The 18,384-nt window shown below is 65.1% G+C and carries 18 protein-coding genes; 7 read left to right on the top strand and 11 right to left on the bottom strand.

Features of this window, described 5'->3' with window-relative positions; translation table 11 throughout:
• The first annotated feature begins 55 nt into the window (after positions 1 to 55).
• Complete coding sequence (locus BN60_RS20070) at positions 56 to 421, top strand: hypothetical protein (RefSeq protein ID WP_020697932.1); 366 nt, start codon at positions 56 to 58, stop codon at positions 419 to 421.
• Positions 422 to 506: 85 nt separating this feature from the next.
• Positions 507 to 1,217 carry a phosphatase PAP2 family protein gene (locus tag BN60_RS20065; RefSeq protein ID WP_051150163.1) on the top strand — a complete coding sequence of 237 codons (711 nt, stop codon included), beginning with the start codon at positions 507 to 509 and terminating at the stop codon, positions 1,215 to 1,217.
• A gap of 8 nt (positions 1,218 to 1,225) precedes the next feature.
• On the opposite strand, the gene BN60_RS20060 is transcribed toward BN60_RS20065, so the two are convergent.
• Both BN60_RS20060 and BN60_RS31850 read right to left on the bottom strand, forming a co-directional pair.
• Entirely contained in the window at positions 1,226 to 1,804 is a 579-nt protein-coding gene (locus BN60_RS20060; protein WP_020697930.1) for an NAD(P)/FAD-dependent oxidoreductase, read from the bottom strand.
• Between the two features lie 216 nt (positions 1,805 to 2,020).
• The gene (locus BN60_RS31850) at positions 2,021 to 2,335 is read right to left on the bottom strand and encodes an FAD-dependent oxidoreductase (RefSeq protein WP_425357827.1); all 315 of its coding nucleotides are present in this window, start codon (positions 2,333 to 2,335) and stop codon (positions 2,021 to 2,023) included.
• Between the two features lie 193 nt (positions 2,336 to 2,528).
• On the opposite strand from BN60_RS31850, the gene BN60_RS20050 reads away from it, so the two are divergent.
• Positions 2,529 to 3,485, top strand: coding sequence for an OmpA family protein (locus BN60_RS20050; protein ID WP_020697928.1), 957 nt, complete (start codon positions 2,529 to 2,531; stop codon positions 3,483 to 3,485).
• Positions 3,486 to 3,577: 92 nt separating this feature from the next.
• On the opposite strand, the gene BN60_RS20045 is transcribed toward BN60_RS20050, so the two are convergent.
• A complete protein-coding gene (locus BN60_RS20045; protein WP_020697927.1) occupies positions 3,578 to 4,207 on the bottom strand; it encodes a hypothetical protein in 630 nt (209 codons plus the stop codon).
• 46 nt (positions 4,208 to 4,253) lie between these two features.
• Here BN60_RS20045 and BN60_RS20040 point away from each other — a divergent pair, with 46 nt between their 5' ends.
• Positions 4,254 to 4,856, top strand: coding sequence for a glutathione S-transferase family protein (locus BN60_RS20040; protein WP_020697926.1), 603 nt, complete (start codon positions 4,254 to 4,256; stop codon positions 4,854 to 4,856).
• Here BN60_RS20040 and ybaL read toward each other — a convergent pair.
• The gene (ybaL, locus tag BN60_RS20035) at positions 4,853 to 6,562 is read right to left on the bottom strand and encodes a YbaL family putative K(+) efflux transporter (RefSeq protein ID WP_020697925.1); all 1,710 of its coding nucleotides are present in this window, start codon (positions 6,560 to 6,562) and stop codon (positions 4,853 to 4,855) included. The two genes, BN60_RS20040 and ybaL, sit on opposite strands and share 4 nt — an antisense overlap.
• Before the next feature lie 117 nt (positions 6,563 to 6,679).
• On the opposite strand from ybaL, the gene BN60_RS20030 reads away from it, so the two are divergent.
• The gene (locus BN60_RS20030) at positions 6,680 to 7,645 is read left to right on the top strand and encodes a Bug family tripartite tricarboxylate transporter substrate binding protein (RefSeq protein WP_020697924.1); all 966 of its coding nucleotides are present in this window, start codon (positions 6,680 to 6,682) and stop codon (positions 7,643 to 7,645) included.
• Positions 7,646 to 8,056: 411 nt separating this feature from the next.
• On the opposite strand, the gene BN60_RS20025 is transcribed toward BN60_RS20030, so the two are convergent.
• From BN60_RS20025 to BN60_RS20000, 6 genes are all read right to left on the bottom strand, one after another.
• Positions 8,057 to 9,226: a mandelate racemase/muconate lactonizing enzyme family protein gene (locus BN60_RS20025; protein WP_020697923.1), complete on the bottom strand. Its 1,170-nt coding sequence runs from the start codon at positions 9,224 to 9,226 to the stop codon at positions 8,057 to 8,059.
• Between the two features lie 9 nt (positions 9,227 to 9,235).
• Positions 9,236 to 10,441, bottom strand: a complete 1,206-nt coding sequence (locus tag BN60_RS20020; protein WP_043284144.1) for an MFS transporter — start codon at positions 10,439 to 10,441, stop codon at positions 9,236 to 9,238.
• Between the two features lie 27 nt (positions 10,442 to 10,468).
• A complete protein-coding gene (locus tag BN60_RS20015) occupies positions 10,469 to 11,419 on the bottom strand; it encodes an SMP-30/gluconolactonase/LRE family protein (protein WP_020697921.1) in 951 nt (316 codons plus the stop codon).
• An 85-nt stretch (positions 11,420 to 11,504) separates the two neighbouring features.
• The gene (locus BN60_RS20010) at positions 11,505 to 13,163 is read right to left on the bottom strand and encodes a hydantoinase B/oxoprolinase family protein (RefSeq protein ID WP_020697920.1); all 1,659 of its coding nucleotides are present in this window, start codon (positions 13,161 to 13,163) and stop codon (positions 11,505 to 11,507) included.
• Positions 13,160 to 15,226, bottom strand: a complete 2,067-nt coding sequence (locus BN60_RS20005; RefSeq protein ID WP_020697919.1) for a hydantoinase/oxoprolinase family protein — start codon at positions 15,224 to 15,226, stop codon at positions 13,160 to 13,162. The genes BN60_RS20010 and BN60_RS20005 overlap by 4 nt, the downstream gene beginning before the upstream one ends.
• On the bottom strand, positions 15,226 to 16,191 hold the full coding sequence (locus BN60_RS20000) for a Bug family tripartite tricarboxylate transporter substrate binding protein (protein WP_020697918.1): 966 nt from the start codon (positions 16,189 to 16,191) through the stop codon (positions 15,226 to 15,228). Before BN60_RS20000 ends, BN60_RS20005 begins: the two co-directional genes overlap by 1 nt.
• A gap of 99 nt (positions 16,192 to 16,290) precedes the next feature.
• On the opposite strand from BN60_RS20000, the gene BN60_RS19995 reads away from it, so the two are divergent.
• Positions 16,291 to 16,695: a GFA family protein gene (locus BN60_RS19995; RefSeq protein WP_020697917.1), complete on the top strand. Its 405-nt coding sequence runs from the start codon at positions 16,291 to 16,293 to the stop codon at positions 16,693 to 16,695.
• 1 nt (position 16,696) lies between these two features.
• Here the strand turns inward: BN60_RS19995 and BN60_RS19990 are convergent, their stop codons facing one another.
• The gene (locus tag BN60_RS19990; protein WP_020697916.1) at positions 16,697 to 17,845 is read right to left on the bottom strand and encodes an aminotransferase class V-fold PLP-dependent enzyme; all 1,149 of its coding nucleotides are present in this window, start codon (positions 17,843 to 17,845) and stop codon (positions 16,697 to 16,699) included.
• A gap of 123 nt (positions 17,846 to 17,968) precedes the next feature.
• Here BN60_RS19990 and BN60_RS31520 point away from each other — a divergent pair, with 123 nt between their 5' ends.
• Complete coding sequence (locus BN60_RS31520; RefSeq protein ID WP_020697915.1) at positions 17,969 to 18,214, top strand: DUF1127 domain-containing protein; 246 nt, start codon at positions 17,969 to 17,971, stop codon at positions 18,212 to 18,214.
• The last annotated feature ends 170 nt before the right edge of the window (positions 18,215 to 18,384 follow it).

The raw sequence follows: 18,384 nt of genomic DNA, 5'->3' as shown, positions 1-18,384 counted from the left end.
TGCCGCGATCGTCGTGGCACGCTGCCGTCTGGCTTCGGTAGCGGGGGAGGCTGCAATGCGCGGAACGATTGCGATGACCGTTGCTCTTCTCGGGATCGCCTCTCCCTTGGCTGCGCAAAGCATCCCGTTCACTCTGACGCCATCGCCCCGAAATCATCCGGCCTGCACATCCGGTAACAATACCTTCCACAACAAGAAATGGTCGGTTGCCGAGGCGCGGACCACGGCCACCGTCTCGGGGGCGACGGCGGTTACTCTCCGGAAGGGCGCCGACGGCGTGTTCGGCGGCACTGCCAAGGTCGGCAACAGCATGATGGTCTTCTCCTTCGTCAACAACGGCCGTGAGCGCGTCCTCAAAGTGACGAGCAACGAGCTGGGCTGCGTGTGGCAGGGCACTAATCTCGATCCACGACGCGCCTGAGCGCGGACGGTCCGGCCACAACGAAGTCACTATTGTTACAGTTTGACGAACATTAAGCTTGGGGGCGGAGGTGCCGCCTGTGGCCATGATCAATCGATGGGACCAGTGGCTGGTGCTGCTGATCAATCAGCCGGCAGGTCGCAACGAGCTGCTGGATCAGTTCGTCCTCGACGTCGCCGACTCGGCGGTCCTCAAGGGCGGCATCTTCCTCGCGGCCTACTGCTGGATATGGTTCGAGAAAGGCGATCGTCGCGAGGATTTGCGGCGCATGATCGTGGCCTCGACGTTGGCGGCCTTGGTCGTGGTCTTGACCGTGCGGTTGATGCAGACGGGTCTACCCTTCCATCCCCGGCCGCTGCATGCGCCCGACTTCGGTCTCAATACACCGCTCAGCGTACATCCGGAGTCCCTTAGGACGTGGAGCTCGTTCCCCAGCGATCATGCGGCTCTCTTCTTTGCGCTCTCAGTGCCTATCTGGACATGGTCGCGCCCGTTCGGAGCCGTGGCCTTCTGCTGGGCGCTTATCGTGATCTGCCTGCCGCGTGCGTATCTCGGCTTCCACTACCCCAGCGACGTGCTGGCAGGCGCTGTCCTCGGCATCGTCCTGATGGTCGTAGCGCGGGGTGCTCTGCTGAGGACGTCTCTGCCCGATCGGATCGTAGGATGGAGTGGCCTGCACCCAGGATCGTTCGGCGCCATCGCGCTTCTCTATGCGCTGGAACTGGCCACCCTGTTCGAGGATGCCCGACACTTTGCTCTCGATGCGCTGAGGCTCGCCGGCAAGCTCGTTGCCTGAGCCCCGGCTTACTCGAAGCGATCCGGCCTGAAGGGCGCCGGATCCAGGCCGGGGGCTTTCCCAGCGATGATATTGGCAAGCATGCGGGCACTGGGTGGTCCGCCGGTCATACCGAAATGGCCGTGTCCGACGGCCAGGAAGTGGCCGGGGCGGGATCTCGCTTCGCCCAGAAATGGTAGGCTGTCGGGCGTGGACGGACGGAAACCCATCCAGAATCGGTGGCCTTCGGCATTCACGTCGGGGCACATGGTGCGGACGCTCGCGACCAGCGCCTTGGCCCGCCGCTCATCCGGCGGTGCCTCCAGGCCCGCAATCTCCACCGCACCGGCGACCCGCAGCCCCTGTTCCATGGGAGTGACGCCAAAGGATCGCGACTTGTTCGAGATCGTCCTCGTCAGCGACAAACCCGGCGTCGGCAGCATTACGTGGTAGCCGCGTTCGGTCTCGAGAGGCACGCGGATACCCAGCGGCTCCAGCAGGCGAATGGCGCGCGCGCCGGCCGCGACGACGATTCGCGAGACGCGATGGAAGCCGACATTTGTCATCACACCGCAGGCCGCACGTCCGTCGCACGGGATGATCTTCATCGCGCAGCGTGCCTTCGGCTTCGAGAAAGAACGCCTGCAAGGTCTGGATCAATCGCCGCGGATTGGCGGTGTATCCGTTTCCCGGAACAGCACGCCTCGCTTCACGGCGGTCGAAACGCCCGGAAACATCTGGCGAAGATCATTGGGGCCGAGCACCTGGCCGGAATGCCCTGTCGTTCCCGCAGACGGCGTTCGAGCGCGGCCCCTTCGGTTTCCTTATCGGTTTCCCATGCATGCACCTGACCGACAGGCCGGATCAGATCGGCGAAATGAGCCGGGCCCAGGAGTTCTTTCCAGCAGGCGAAGGCATCGCAATGCAAGGCCTTGGGGAAGTAGGAGGGGCGTACTGCCAATGGCCCGAGTGGAGCGAAGAGCCAGCCCGGCACGGAGCTGTCGGCGCTGTTCATGCCGGCATAGCCGAGGGAAGCGCCCCCGGGGCGGCGGCAGGGGGGGGGCGAGAAGCACAACCCGCTGCCTGGACCGGACCAGATAGAGTGCAGTCGAGAGACCGCTCACACCTGCCCCGATCACAGCCACTGAAATCGTTTCCGGCGACACTGGGCTTCTCCGACAGGGCTCCCGCGGGCGCCGCAGGAGTGAAGCTCTTCTGTGACGGAAATGGCACACCTATGAAAATCGTGTGCCGCCCGGGGCAACAATGCAACCAAACCTTGGCAGTCCCCGTTCTTCCTGCGGCCTGTTCCTTCCACTGGGGGAGATCCAGATGAAAAAGTTGCTCACACTCGGGGCGCTTGCACTGGCGCCGGTCGTCGTTCCGGTCGCCGCCCAAGCGCAGATCAATGCCCAGCCGGGCTTCTACATCGGGGCCGGTGGCGGACTCGACTGGTTCATCGGTTCGAATGCGAACGCATCGACATGGACAGGTTGGGCTGTCGGCGGCAAGGCGGGTTACGACTTTGTCGGCCCGCGCGTCGAACTCGAAGTGGGCTACGGCCAGGTGCCGACCAGCGCCAACATCCCGGGTACGGCCATCAACGGCAAGGTTGGCCAGCTCAACGCCATGGTCAACCTGCTGTACGACTTCATGCCGACTTCGGTGATCACGCCATACCTCGGTGTCGGTGCCGGTATCGCCTTTGTCGACAGCAACAGCTCGCTGGGCAGCACGCAGTTCGCCTATCAGGCGATGTTGGGTCTTGCCTATAACGTCGACGAGTCGCTGCGCTTCTTTGTCGAAGGCCGCTACTTCGGCACGACGAATCCGAGCGTGAACACCCCGTTCGGCAACGTCAGCTACCAGAACCAGAACATCCTCGCGCTGGCGGGTGTCACCTACAAGTTCGGTGCGCCGGCGCCTGCGCCGATGCCGCCGCCGGCTCCGGCCGTCGCGCCGCCGTCGTACATGGTGTTCTTCGACTGGGACCGCTCGAACCTGTCGGCCCAGGCTCTGAACACGATCAAGCAGGCTGCCGATGCCTACAAGACCAAGGGCAACGCGCGCATCACGGCGACGGGCCACACGGATACGTCGGGCTCGGAGCAGTACAACATGGCGCTGTCGCTGCGCCGTGCGAACGCTGTGAAGGACGCGCTGGTGCGTGAAGGTGTGCCGGCGACGGCCATCGCAGTCATCGGTCGTGGCGAGCAGGGCCTGCTGGTTCAGACCGGCCCGAACGTCCGCGAGCCGCAGAACCGCCGCGTCGAGATCGTCGTACAGTGAGCCATCGATAGCTGACGACAATCGGGCGATACTGGAACAAGAGCGAGGCGACCCCTCCTGGGTCGCCTTTTTCTTTGAAGATCGTAGTCCGGTTATTGCCCCCAACTGAGCATCATCTCGACCACCACCGGCTTCACCTGGCGCAGGGCGGCGTCGGACGACAGGAGGTCGACGTCGCCGTTCACCTTCTCGAGAGCGTCGGGCGGCGCGTCCGCAGCGTGATCGAAACCGAGGAGCAGCGTGCAGCCGCCGATCGGGTGAGCGAGTCTGCCATCATGCCAGCCGGTGGCCCGACCGCCGAGGTCCCAGCCGAATCCGTTGATGCTGAAGGGCTTGCCGTTCATGGCCTCGATCTCTTCCAGGGTGGCGCCAAGGGCAACCGGCCTGTCCGGTAGTCCGGCAATGGCAATGCGCCAGGTCGAACCTTTGCGGAAGATCACGGTGGCAGGCCGCGTGCGTGCCGTAGGATCGCGCCAGACAATGTCTATGCGCTTGGCATCGTCGCCGGCAAAAACCACCGTACCGGGTTCCGTGTAGCCTTCGCCGATCGGGATGTCCGCACGTGTGACGTTGGCGGCGCCAAAGGTTGCGGCGACGGTACTCTCGTTCGCCTCACGGGCGAAAGGTCCTGTGCAATCAAATGCTGGCAATGCTTGCGCACCCGCTGATGTCACGGCAACGACGCAGAGGAAGCCGGCAAGAAACGACGATGATCGGGACATATCTCTTTCCAGAGGCCATATTGCGACCGCCGCAGGGAGGCACAGCATGACTGACGAAATCGTTTTCTATCATAATCCACGCTCGCGGGCGCAGATGGTGCATTGGATGCTCGAAGAAGCCGGCGCACCCTATCGCATTGTGCCCATCGACTTCGAAAAAGGTGAGCACAAGACGCCGTCCTTCCTGGCGCTGAACCCGATGGGCAAGTTGCCGACCATCGTGCATCGCGGCATCGTCGTGACCGAAACGGCTGCGATCATCGCCTACCTCGCGGATATTTTTCCGCAGGCGGCCCTCGCGCCGGCGATCGGCGATCCCTTGCGTGGTGCTTACTATCGCTGGCTGTTCTTCGGCGCCGGTTGCTTCGAGCCTGCCCTGCTCGACGAGATGATGAAGCGTCCGCCGCCGCCGCAGAAGACGGCCGTTGGCTGGGGCAGCTACGGTGAGGTCGTGGCCGCTTTCAAGACGGCCCTTGCCAAGGGACCCTATCTGCTCGGCGACAAGTTCAGTGCCGCCGACGTCTATGTCGGCTCGCAGATTCGCTGGGCGATGATGTTCGGCGCGCCGGGGCTGAAGGGCGAGAAGGTCTTCGACGACTATGTCGCGCGGCTCAACGCCCGGCCCGCCCTGCAGCGCACGAGCGGCTAGCCGGCCTGGGGCGGCGGCGTCTCCGCGGGCTTTCCGCGGGGCCGTTCGAGCATGCGGTGGGCGATCTCGGTCTCGCCCAGCACGACGAGGTTGGCGCCCAACTTGTCGAGATGTTCTACGGCGGCGTCGGTATGGGCCCGCGCCAGGATATCGATCGTCGGGTTGGCGAGGCGAGCCTGCTGGATCACCTGGCCAGCCTCGAACGGTTCGGGGATCGTGACATAGAGCCGTCGGGCGCCGGCCAGATTTGCGGCGGCAAGGACGGCCGGGTCGGCGGCATTGCCGCGGCTGATCTCGGCGCCGTCGTTACGGGCCTTGGTCGACGCCGTTTCGCCGGCCTCGATGACCAGCACCTTTGCGCCATCGCGAACGAGGCCTGCGCCGACCAGGGAGCCGACCCGGCCATAGCCGATAACGACATCATGTCCGGTGAGGCTGGTCATGACCGGCGTGTTGTCAGCCTCGGCCACTTTGGCGGCCGTCGGCGGTTCGGGGGACGTCGAGGTGCCCGCCGCTCCTTTCTTGTCGCGCTCCCACTTCTCCAGCATGGCGAAAACAAGTGGGTTCAACATGATCGAGACGATGGCACCTGCCAGCACAAGGTCGCGCGCTTCCTTGGGCACCATTTTCAAATCGACGCCGAGCCCGATCAGAATGAAGGAGAACTCGCCGATCTGTGCCAGGCTGGCGGACACGGTGAGCGCCGTTGTCTTTGGATAGCGAAAGGCGCGAACGATCAGATAGGCGGCGGCGGATTTGCCGACAATAATGATTGCAACCGTCACCAACATGGCGAACGGCGCATCGAGGAATACGGCCGGATTGAGCAACATGCCGACCGAGACGAAGAACAGGACCGCGAAGGCATCGCGAAGCGGGATTGCCTCTTCGGCGGCCTGCTGGCTGAGGTCGCTCTCTCCCAGCACCACGCCGGCGAAGAAAGCGCCCAGTGCAAAGGAGACGCCGAACAGCTTGGCGGCGCCATAGGCGACGCCGAGCGCGATGGCGTAGACGGCGAGCCGGAACAGCTCGCGCGATCCGGTATGCGCCGTATGGTGCATCAGCCACGGAATGACACGCCGCCCGACGACCAGCATCACGACCACGAAGATCGAGACCTTCGCCAGCGTGACCAGCAGCGAGAAGACGATGCGCGTGGCCGGGACGTCACCGCCTGCCGTGACCACTGCGATCGCCGGCAGCAGGACCAGCGCCAGCACCATGGCGAGGTCTTCGACCACAAGCCATCCGACCGCGATGCGGCCGCGGCTGGTGTCGAGGATGTGACGATCCTGCAGTGCCCGGATCAGGACCACGGTGCTGGCCACCGATAGGCTCAATCCGAAGACGAAGCCGGCTTGCATGCTCCATCCGAGCGCCCAGGAGAGGCCAGCGCCCATCAACGTGGCCACGGCAATCTGCCCCACGGCGCCGGGCACGGCGATGCGCGCCACCGACAGCAGATCCTTGAGCGAGAAATGAAGCCCGACGCCGAACATCAGGAGGATGACGCCGATCTCGGCCAGCTCGGCGGCAAGAGCGGGGTCGGCCGTGAAGCCCGGCGTGTAGGGGCCGACCATGACGCCGGCCAGCAGGTAGCCCACCAGGGGCTGGATGCGCAGCCGCTGGGCAATAAGACCAAGGATGAAGGCGAGCATCAGACCCGCAGCGATAGTGGCGATCAGCGGCGTCTGGTGCTCTGGCATCCCGGTTTCTCTCCTCGATAGGTGGGCCTCATTCCGATGTGGCGCGAGAAAGCGAAAATTGCAATCAGTCTGAAGGGGCGTGCGAAATGGCACGCGAAATCAGGGGAAGGGATCGAGATGATGAGGATGTCCCGGCGCGCGCTTCTCGGCGGCGCAATGGCACTGCCGAGCCTGTCGGCATGGTCCCAGAATTTTCCCAGCAAGCCGATCCGCTGGATCTCGCCGTTCGCCGCCGGCGGCAACTACGACCTCACCTCCCGGCTGGTAGGCGAGGCGATGGGGCGGCGGCTTGGGCAGACCGTAATTGTCGACAATCGTCCAGGGGCAGGCGGCATCGTCGGCGCCGAGGCGGCGGCCAATGCTCCGGCCGACGGCTACACGGTCGTAATGGGTAGCTTCAGCGTGCTCTTCGTTGCACCCTACCTCGCGGGTAAGCCCTCGATGGTGCCGCTGTTCACGCCGATTTCGCTGCTGAGCACCGTACCCATGATCATTGTGGCCAAGCCCGGTGGCCGCTTTGCGAACATTCGTGCCGCACTCGTCGAGGCCAAAGCCAAGCCAGGCACGGTCACCATCGGCCATGCCGGCAACGGCACGACCAACCATATCGCCATCCTGCGCCTGCAGGTGAACGAGGGCGTGCAGTTCAACATCATTCCGTACAAGGGATCGGGACCCGGCCTCAACGACCTGATGGCGGGCCAGATCGACCTCTACATGGACCAGCTCACGACGTCGCTGCCGCACATCAAGTCCGGCAAGCTGATCGGCATGCTGGCGATGAGTCCCGAACGCGTGCCACAGCTCCCCGACATGCCGTCGCTGAAGGACATCGGCAGCAAACCGTTCGATGGCGGCACGACGGCGGGCCTCCTGGCTCGCGCCGGGACGCCGAAGCCGATCCTCGAGACTCTGAATGGCGCGGTCGTCGGTGCGCTCAAGGAAAAGGCAGTGGCCGACAAGCTTGCCGAACTCGGCGGCGTTGCCCGTCCCACCACGATGGACGAATTTGCTGCCTACATGAAGGACCAGGAAGCGAGCGTTAGCGAACTTGTGAAGTCCGGCTTGTTGAAGCCCGAGTAGGCGAGTGCCATCGTCGATGGCATGAGCAGCGTTCGTTCCTTGTTTGTCGTCGCGATCACCTTGTTGGTGCTTGCCGTGAGCGGCTGTAAGACTCTGGATCCCAGTCAGCCCAGCGGTTGGCAGACCGGCGGTGGCTGGGAGAACTTTCGCGCCTGATTCCCTCGGCGCGGCCATGCAATCGATTGCACGTGCGCGCTAGCGAACTTGTGAAGCTGGGTGCGTTGAAACCCGGCCGAGCGGGTGCCATGTCGTCCATATGGCCACTCTCCGATCAAAGGTGTTTATCGTTGCCGCGGTGTTCGCCGCGGCATTGCTTACCGCTTGTGCCAATTCGGGCACGCCGCAGGACGGGCGGTACCAGACTCACGGTACTGGCTGGGACAACTTCCGCGCCTGACGCGGCCTGATCGCTCAGGCGGCGGGCTGCAGTTCCTTCATCACCGACCACAATTCGGCTTTACGCTCGAAGCCGATGCCCGGCGCATCGGGCATCGTCACGCGACCATCGACTACCGGACAATCGTCGGCGAAGCCGCCGAAGGGCGCAAAGACCTGCGGATAGGATTCGTTGCCGCCGCACTGCAGGCCGACTGCGATGTTGAGCGCGAACTGGTGGCCGCCATGGGGCACGCAGCGGCGCGGCGACCAGCCATTGGCCTTCAGCATCTCGATCGTGCGTAGATACTCGACCAGGCCGTAGGAAAGGGCAGGATCGAACTGCAGGATATCGCGGTCGGGCCTCAGTCCGCCGTGGCGGATCAGGTTTCGCGCATCCTGCATCGAGAAGAGGTTTTCGCCGGTCGCCAGCGGCGGCTCGTACTGGGTCGCGAGCGCGGCGTGTGCCAGATAATCGAGCGGGTCGAGGGGCTCCTCGTACCAGCGCAGGCCCATGTCCTGGATGGCGCGGCCGAACTCGATGGCCGCCGGCAGATCGAACTTGCCGTTGACGTCGACCGCCAGCCTGTCGCCGCTGCCGACGAGCTTCAGCACTGCCTCGATGCGCTTCAGGTCCTCGGCGAGCGGCACGCCGCCCACCTTCATCTTCACGCAGGAATAGCCCAGGCCGAGATAGTGCTTCATCTCGTCCCGCAGCCCGTCGAGATCCTTGCCGGGGTAGTAATAGCCACCGGCAGCATAGACCCAGGCTTTCGCGTCGGCCTGACCGCCATTGTAGCGATCGGCCAGCAGCTTCCAGAGCGGCACGCGCTTGGCCTTGGCGACGGCGTCCCACAGCGCCATGTCTAGCACGCCGACCGCGACCGAGCGTTCGCCGTGCCCGCCGGGTTTTTCGTTGGCCATCATCGCGGCCCAGCACTTGGCGGGATCGAGCAGGCCTTCGGCGTCGACCAGCGAGTCGGGCTCGGCTTGGTTCAGCCGCGGGATGAAGCGCTCGCCCAGCAGCCCATGCTGGGCGTAGCGGCCATTGGAATTGAAGCCGAAGCCTACCACCGGCTTGCCGTCGACCTTCACGTCGGTGACCACGGCCACGACCGAGGCCGTCATTTGGCTGAAGTCGATATAGGCGTTGGCGATGTTGGAACGGATCGGCGAGACGATGTCTCGGATGGCGACGATACGCATGACGGCTCCTCAGGCGTAGACGTTGCGGCGATTCTGCCGGAACAGCAGCCACCAGGCGACGACGCCGTTCAGCAGGTTCCAGGCGATCCCATTGATGAAGGCGGCGCGGTAGGAGCCGGTCATGTCGAACAGCACGCCGCCCATCCAGCCACCCAGCGCCATGCCGACCAGCGTCGACGAGACGGCGAGCCCCACTCGGAAGCCAGCCTCCTTGGGTGGGAAATACTCGCGCACGATGATGGCGTAGGAGGGCACGATGCCGCCCTGGAACAGGCCGAACAGGGCGGAGGCGACGTAGAGCGAGTTCAGCGAATCGTCGATCAGGTAGAAGACCAGCGCCACACACTGCAGGGTGGAGCCCAGCAGCAGGGTCTTGATGCCGCCCACCCGGTCGGCGATCCAGCCCGAGGCGATGCGGCTGATGATGCCGAAGCCCAGCATCAGCGACAGCATTTCCGCGCCGCGCGCAACGCCGTAGCCCAGGTCGGCGCAGTAGGCGACGATATGGACCTGCGGCATCGACATGGCGACGCAACAGCCGATGCCGGCGACGATCAATACCGCCTGCAGGGCATTTGGCGAGAGGCCGAGCGAACGCGGCGAATGGGCGGCCGCTCCAGCGCTGCCATCGGCCGCGTGTCCCAGGGGTGGCGGGCGACGCAGCACGAAGGCCAGTGGCACCATTACCAGAAGGCAGATCACCGCGGCCATCCAATAGGCGGCACGCCAGCCATGGTCTCGGATCAGGAATTCGATGATCGGCGGCCAGATCGTGCCGGCCAGATAGTTGCCCGAGGCGGCGATGGCGACGGCCATGCCGCGGCGCTTCTCGAACCAGTGCGAGACGTCGGCGACCAGCGGCGCGAAGGTTGCCGCGCCACTAAAGCCGATGAGTATCTGTGCGGCGGCGAAGAGAGGGAGCGACGTGGCTGCCGGCGCCACGGCGAAGCCCACGGAGAGGCCGATTGCGCTCAGCACGGCCGTGAGGACGATGCCGCGCTTGTCGACGAGCTTGCCCATGACGACGCCGCCGACGAAGAAGCCGAGCGTGTTCAGCGTGTAGGCGAAGGAGATGTCGGCGCGCGACACGCCGAGGTCTTGCTGTACCGAGGGAAGGGCGACGACCAGGCACCACATGCCGATGCCGCCGACCGTGCTCAACGTGACGCTGGCGACGAGACGCCACCAAGCGTAACTCGAATCTACTCCGGACATTGAATCTACCGACGCTCCCGAAAGCGATTAGCCACCCAGCGCGCCCTGGGTGTTGACGTAGAGCGCGTAGAGCGAATGGCTCGCGGCCATGAACAGGCGGTTGCGATAGCGTCCGCCGAAGCAGAGGTTGGCGCAGCGTTCCGGCAGATCGATATGGCCGATCGGCTTGCCGGAAGAATTGAAGACGCGCACGCCGTCGAGCTCGGGCGAGCCCATGCCCCAGCCACACCACAGATTGCCGTCGACATCGACGCGGAACCCGTCGGGCGAACCGCCCGGCCCGGCGTCGATCAGCACCGAGCCCTTGCCGAGCCTGGTGTCGTTGCCGTCGCCCAGCACGTCGTAGCTCAAGATTGTGCGGTGCGGCTCGGCGCGCGAGGCCACGACGTAGAGCTTCTTCTCGTCGGGGGAGAAGGCGAGCCCGTTGGGGCCGGGAACATCGTCGACCATCATGGCAAGCTTGCCGGTCGTGGGATCGAGGCGATAGACGGCCGGCTTGTTCTCGCTCTCGGCCTTGTGGCCTTCGTAGTAACCCAGGATGCCGAACGTCGGATCGGTGAACCAGATCGAGCCGTCGGACTTCACGACGACGTCGTTCGGCGAGTTCAACGGCTTGCCGTTGTAAGAATCGGCCAGCACGGTGATGGCGCCGTCATACTCGAAGCGCACGACGCGGCGGGCATCGTGCTCGCAGGCGATCAACCGGCCGCGGCGGTCGCGCGTATGGCCGTTGGCGTTGTTCGAGGGCTTGCGGAAGATCGAGACGGCGCCCGTTTCCTCGTCCCAGCGCAGCACGCGGTTGTTGGGAATGTCGCTCCACAGGAGGTAGCGCCCGTCACCGAAATAGACCGGCCCCTCGGCCCAGCGACAGCCGGTGTGGAGACGCTCTACCGACGCCAGCACCAGCCGGTACTGATTGAACGACGGATCAAGCACGCGCACCGCCGGATCGGGGTAGCGCTCGCTAGGCTGCCACATCTGGGTTTCCTTTTCCCTCTGGAAGGAAACACTACAGCGTCGGCGACGCGGCGAGGGACAAATTTTTCTGGCAGCGGCCCCTACGTCAGTCGTTTTCGATGCCGTAGGCTGTTTTCGCCTGCTCCCTGCTGACGAGGCCCAGCTTGACGTCGCGCTCGACGGCCTCGCGGTCGCGCGTCTTCGGGTCGCCGAAGCCGCCACCGCCCGGCATCTCGACGACCAGGCGTTCGCCCGCCGGAATGGTCTGGAAGCCCTTGGCCTTGAGTTCCTGACCCGACGCCAGGGAGAGCCGGCCGTTGCCGCCCGGCTGGCCACCATCGCGACCGCGCGCCGGATGCTTGACCCGCTCGAAGGTGGCGAAGATGCCGAAGGGCGCGCCCTCGCGATGCTCGACCTCCATGACCTGGCCGAGGCCACCGCGCTGCCGGCCGGCGCCGCCGGAATCCTGGCGGTACTCCTTCTTCCAGACGACCACCGGCGCGATGGTCTCGGTGATCTCGACCGGCACGTTGCGCACGCCGGACGGAAAGGGCGTTGCCGACAGCCCGTCGAGCGTGGGCCGCGCGCCGGCGCCGCCGGAATGGAAGGTCGTCACCATGAAGGGCCGGCTGTTGCCGATGGTTCCGGTCATGCCGTGGCCGGCGCCGAGCTTCAGGTTCCAGAGATTGCTGGTGCCTTCGGCCGGCACCTGGCCTGGAATCACCTGATGCAGCGCATCGAAGCAGACGTCGGGCAGCATGTGGCCGATCGTGCTGCGGGCGTTGACGGCCGCGGGAAACAGCGCATTGACGATGGTGTTCTCCGGCGCCGTGACCAGGATCGAGTCGAGCGTGCCGGCATTGTTGGGAATGGTCGGCGCCACGACGCATTTGATGCCGAAGGCCGTATAGGCCTCCGTGTAGCACATGGGCGAGTTGATGCCGTAGATCGACGAGCCCGAGGTGCCGGCATAGTCGACCGAAATATAGTCAGCGTGGATGGTGACGGCGGCGTGCAGGTCGATCGGCGCATCGTAGCCATCGATCCGCATATGGCCCTTCCAGGTGCCGCGCGGCAGCTTGGCGATGGCTGCCACCATGCCGGCCCGGCTCCTGTCGATGATGTGCGTGCCGAGTTCGTCGAGATCGGAGATGCCGTGCTCGGCCATCATGTGCGATAGCCGCTGCTCGCCGATGACGTTGCAGCCGATCAGCGCGTGGATGTCGCCCTCGACCTGCACCGGCTCGCGCACGTTGGCGCGCACGATGCGCATCACGCTTTCGTCGATCTTGCCTTCGCGCATCAGCGGCAGCAGCGGCAGGAACAGACCTTCGTGGAATACCTGCCGGCCGTCAGGTGACTGGCCGAGGCCGCCGATATCGACCACGTGCGTGGTGCAGGAGAAGAGGGCCACCAGCTTACCGTTATGGAAGGCGGGCGACGTGACGACGATGTCGTAGAGATGCCCGGTGCCCTTCCATGGATCGTTGGTCACATAGGCGTCGCCCGGCTTCATGGTCTCGACCGGGAATTCGCGAATGAAGTGGATGACGCTGCGTGCCATTGAATTCACATGGCCCGGCGTGCCGGTGACGGCCTGGGCCAGCATGCGGCCTTCCAGATCGAACACGCCGGCCGAGATATCGCCGGCCTCGCGCGCGCTGGTCGAGAAGGCGGTGCGTACCAGCGCACGCGCCTGCTCCTCGACGACAGAAAGCAGGCGGTTCCACATCACCTGCAGGCGGATATCCGATGGAGTGCTCATGCGCGATCCTCCAGTACGATCTGGCTTACAGAATTGAGGCGGGCCGCGAAGCCCCTGGGGACGACGGTGGTCGTGCCATCCTCGACAATCAGCGCCGGCCCGTCGACCACCATGCCGGGCTTCAGCGCGTTCCGCTCATGGATCGCAGCCTGCTCGCGCATACCACTGGCCGGATCCAGTACCTCGCGATGGCCGGCCGGTGCTGGTGCTGCAAGGACGGCGATTGCCTTTGCCGGCGCCGGCAGCGGCCGGTCGGTGGCGAGCGAAAGCGTCCAGGTCAAAGCCTCGACCTCGAGCTTTGGAATGGCACGGCCGAACACCGTTTCGTAGGTCGCCTCGAAGCGGCGGCGCAGGTCACGTGTGGCGTCTGCGCCGAAGGGTTCGTTGGGAAGAGGGACCGCGATCTCGTGTCCCTGTCCGCGATAGCGCATGAACGCCTGCCGGTGCTCGACAAGTTTTTCGCCCGGTGCCGCCGGCTGCACCACGGCCTCGGCTTCAAGGCGCATGGCAGCGAAGAGTTCGTTCAGCATCTTGGCGTCGAACATGTCGAGCCGGACATGGCGGGTGCGCACCACCTCGTAGGCGATTGGCGCGCGCAAGAAGCCGAAGGCTGAGCCGACACCGGCACCGACCGGCACGATCACCCGCTTCATGCCGAGCTTGCGGGCGAGCCGCGCGGCGTGCAGTGGCGCGGCGCCGCCGAAAGCGATCAGGTCACGATCGGCCGTGTCCTTGCCGTTTTCGACGGCGTGCACGCGGGCCGCACTCGCCATCGTCTCGTCGACGATCTCCGCGACGCCGGCTGCTGCACCCTGCGCATCGGTCTTGAGCGGGCCGGCCAGCGACTGCAGCGCTGCCTCGGCCTTGTCGCGATGCAAGGGGATGGCGCCACCCGCGAAGCGCTTGGGATCGAGGCGGCCGAGGGCAGTGTCGGCATCGGTAACGGTGGGTTCGGTGCCGCCGCGACCGTAGCTCGCGGGACCGGGAACGCTGCCGGCGGAGTCGGGGCCGACCTGGAGGCGACCCAGCGCATCCAGCCGCGCGATGGAGCCGCCGCCGGCACCGATCTCGACCAGCTCGATGACGGGGATGCGCACCGGCAGGCCGGAGCCTTGAATAAAGCGGTAGGCGCGCGCGACCTCGAACTGGCGCGACCGCTGCAATTCCAGATCGTCGAGCAGGGTGAGCTTGGCGGTCGTGCCGCCCATGTCGAAGGCAACGGCCCTGCGGGCATCGTTTTCTGCCGCGACGGTGCGCGCCAGGATGGCGCCGCCAGCCGGACCGGATTCGACCAGCCGCACCGGATAGCGTCGGGCCGTCTCGACAGTCGTGATGCCGCCCGACGACATCATGAGCAGCAGCGGCCCGGCGATGCCTTCGCGCTTCAGATCGGCTTCGAGCTGGCCGAGATAGCCCGCCATGCGCGGCAATACATAGGCGTTGGCGATGGTGGTAGAGGTGCGCTCGTATTCGCGGATCTCGGGGCAGACCTCGCAGGACAGCGAGATCGCCACGCCCGGCAGCTCCTCGGCCAGGATCGCGCCGGTACGGCGCTCGTGTGCTTCGTTGGTGAAGCTGTGCAGGAAGCACACGGCGACAGCCTCGACCTTCTCCTTCCGGAGGTCGGCGGCAACAGCGCGTACAGCCTTCTCGTCGAGAGCGAGCAGGACGGCGCCGTCGGCGGCGACACGCTCGGGCACGCCAAAGCGCAGGTCGCGCGAGACCAGCGGCTCGGGCCTTTCCATGTAGATGTCGTACTGCTCGAAGCGGTGTTCCCAGGCCATCTCGACAGAGTCGCGAAAGCCTGCCGTCGTCACCAGTGCCGTACGCGCGCCCTTGCGTTCGATCAGCGCATTGGTGGCGAGCGTCGTGCCGTGCACGACCAGAGTGACGTCGGCAGGCAGGCACTTCGCTTCGGCGAGGATGGTGCGCACCCCTTCCAGCACGGCGCGCTCAGGCGCGTCGGGCGTGGTCAGGATTTTCGTGGCATGGGCTGTTGTGCCGGTTTCCAGCACGACATCGGTGAAAGTGCCGCCGATATCGACGGCCAAACGTGCAGACATTATTCGTCGAGCTTGATGTTGCCCTTGCGCACCACGTCGCCCCAAGTGACGGAGTCGCGCTTCAGGAAGGCCACGTAATCGGCCGGGGAAAGTACGGCTGGGGTGAGGCCGTTCTCGTCATACTTCTTCTTCACGTCGGGCTCGGCCAGCACCTTGGCGACGGCGGCGTTGAGCCGGTCGACGATCGGCTTGGGCGTGCCGGGAGGCGCTGCAAGGCCGTACCAGTTTTCGGCCTGATAGCCCTTCACCGCCTCGGCCATGGCCGGCGTGTCGGGCAGGACGGGCCAGCGTTCGGGCGAGGTGACGGCCATGGCGCGTGCCTTGCCGCTCCTGATCAGGCCCAGGGTCGCAGGATCGCCGAAATAGGCATCGACGATGCCGGCCGCGAGATCGTTCAGCGCTGGGCCCGTGCCGCGATAGGGCACATGCACCATCTTGAGCCCGGACATCTGGGTGAAGAGTTCGCCCGCGAGATGCTGGCTGGTGCCGATGCCGCCGGAGGCCCAGCGCAGCTCCTGGCGTTTTGCGAGCTCCATGAATTCCGGAAGCGTCTTCGCCGGCAGCTCGTTGCGCACGGCTATGATGAAGGGCATTCGTACCAGACGCGTGATCTGCACCAGCGCCTGCGGATCGTAGGGCATCTTCGCCCGCAGATGCGGGCCAGCGGTGAGCGTGCCCGCTCCGGTGAGGGAGAGCGTGTAGCCATCCGGCGGGCTGTGCGACATCGCCTCGACGCCGATGATGCCGCCGGCGCCGCCCTTGTTCTCGATCACGATGGTTTGGCCGAGTTCCTTCGACAGCGGCTCCATCATGAGCCGCGCCGTGAGGTCGACGCCGCCGCCGGGCGGAAAGGGAACGATGATCTTGATCGGGCGCTCGGGATATTTGCCCTGCGCCGCGGCGCTGCGCGCCAGGAAAGGCGCAGCGAATGCCGCGGCCAGAAACTGTCGACGAGAGTTACGCATACGAGCCCCTTCCTGCTCCCGGCCGCGAGCTTGACAGGCGGACATCGCTCCTTCAACACTTTACCAATAGGTTAACTATATATTGAAAGGCGAATACCCATGATGAAAGCACATGCAGGCGGCTGTCATTGCGGTGCCGTGCGTTTCGAATGCAACCTCGATGTTGCTGCCGAGACCAGCCGTTGCAGTTGTTCCATCTGCGCCAAGGGCCGCTTCTGGAAAACAATTGCAAAGAAGGATGCCTTTCGCCTCGTGAAGGGCGCCGACATGGTGACGGAGTACGGCTTCGGCAGCGGCGCCATTCGCCACTGCTTCTGCCGGCAGTGCGGCATCAAGCCGTTCGGTCGCGGCAACATGGAAGAGCTGGGCGGCGTCTTCTATGCCATCAACGTGGCTTGCCTTGATGGCGACGCGCCGCTGCAGTTCGCGGCGCGCGAAATCGTATTCCAGGACGGCGCGAACAACGACTGGTCCAAGCCACCTGCCGAGACGCGCCACCTCTGAGCTAGAGCGCCACCTTCTTGAACACTTCAACGAAGCGGTCGACATCCTGCTCGTCGTTGTAGACGTGCGGGCTGATCCTGAGGCGGCCAAGCCGCGGCGCGGCGTAGACATTCTCGGCCGCGAGCCTCTGAGGCAGGTCCGCGGCCATGCCCTTCGGGAACTGCAGGCTGAGGACATGCGGCGCGCGAAGCTTCTTGTCGATCACGCGCACGCCCGTGTTGGCGAGCCCGTCGGCCAGCCGGTCGGTGAGCATCGAGAGACGCGCCGTAATCGGCTCGTTGCCCCAGCCCGCCATCATCTCCATGCCGAGTGCCGCCATCTCCATGGAAACGAAATGGTCGCGCTCGCCCATGTCGTAGCGCCGTGCACCGTCGGCATAGGCAAGATCGCGGAAGTAGATCGTGTCTTCGGCTGCGACCGCCTTGCGCGCCGGCGCCGTCTGTTCCAACGGCACGCCCTTCTGATGCCGCTTCGCGACGTACATGAACGCGCGGCCATAGGGGCCCAGCACCCATTTGTAGGTCGGGAAGATCAGGAAGTCGGGATCGAGTGCTTGCACATCGATGCGGCGGATGCCGACATCGTGCGTGGCGTCGACCAGCAGTGCCGAACCCTTGGCTTTCGCGGCCTTGGCGATGCGCAGCATGTCGAGGGCGCCGCCATCCGACCAGTGCACCGAGGAGATCGAAACCAGGCCGAGCGGCGCGGCTCCCTTGCGCTCGATCGCTTCCAGCACCGCCGACGTCCAGTCGCCATCGGCCGGTTGCTTGACGGTCTCGACGGTAAAGCCCGCGGCTTCGGCTCGGCTCATCCATTCCAGGACAGGCGAGGTGTGGTCGTCTTGCAGCACCAGCACGCGACTGCCGCGTGGGATCGACATCACCTTGCCGGCTGTCGAAACGCCGTAGCCGACTGAAGGGATGAGCGCGACATCGACGGGATCGGCGCCGATCAGCGCCGCTGCGGCTTTGCGCGCCCGTTCATACTGTTCGCTCTGAAAAGTGCCGGCGAGTTTCCAGGGTTGGCCTTTGCGTCCCACGGCGGCGCGTCCCGCGTCCTGCACGGCAATAGGCAGCGGACTCCAAGAGGCGGCATTGAAGAAGCAAACGTCGCGCGGGATATCGAACAAGGCGCGCTGGCAGGGAAGCATGGACCAAGTCTCCGATGGTTCGCAGAGAGCGAGACTAACGCGGCTTTCTCATTACCCGCCATGTAATTGAGAGCACGACTTGCGGCGCGCATCTTCGCCTCATGAGACCCAAGGAGGGTTCAGATGAGCGTCCAGTCCCGCAACAGTTTCGTCCATCAGCCGCACGGTTTCGCTACACCGGCTGCGCCGCGGTCGACCCTGGCCTCGCGCATGACAGCAATGCTCACATTGTGGCGCGGGCGAATCGAGGCACGGCGCTACCTGGCCGAACTCGACGCCCGCAGCTTGCGTGAAGCCGGCATCTCGCCCGCTGCGGCGGCCTACGAATGTGGCAAGCCGTTCTGGCGGAAGATGGGAACACTTCGCTAACATCTTCGCCGTCTCTGCCACAATCTCGCCACACGAACGCGGCTTTTTCGGGAACTACCCCCGTTCCGAAACGTTGAACCTCTGCGCATAAGGCGCGGCTGCTCATTCGGGACGGCCCGAACGCGGCGCGCAATGGTCAAAGGCCCTTCGCGCCCGAACAAAGACAATCC

Origin of the sequence: Reyranella massiliensis 521 (genome assembly GCF_000312425.1) — a bacterium.
Lineage (GTDB): Bacteria > Pseudomonadota > Alphaproteobacteria > Reyranellales > Reyranellaceae > Reyranella > Reyranella massiliensis.
Note: the sequence above shows the minus strand (reverse complement) of the source record. Positions and strands in the feature narration are given on the sequence as shown.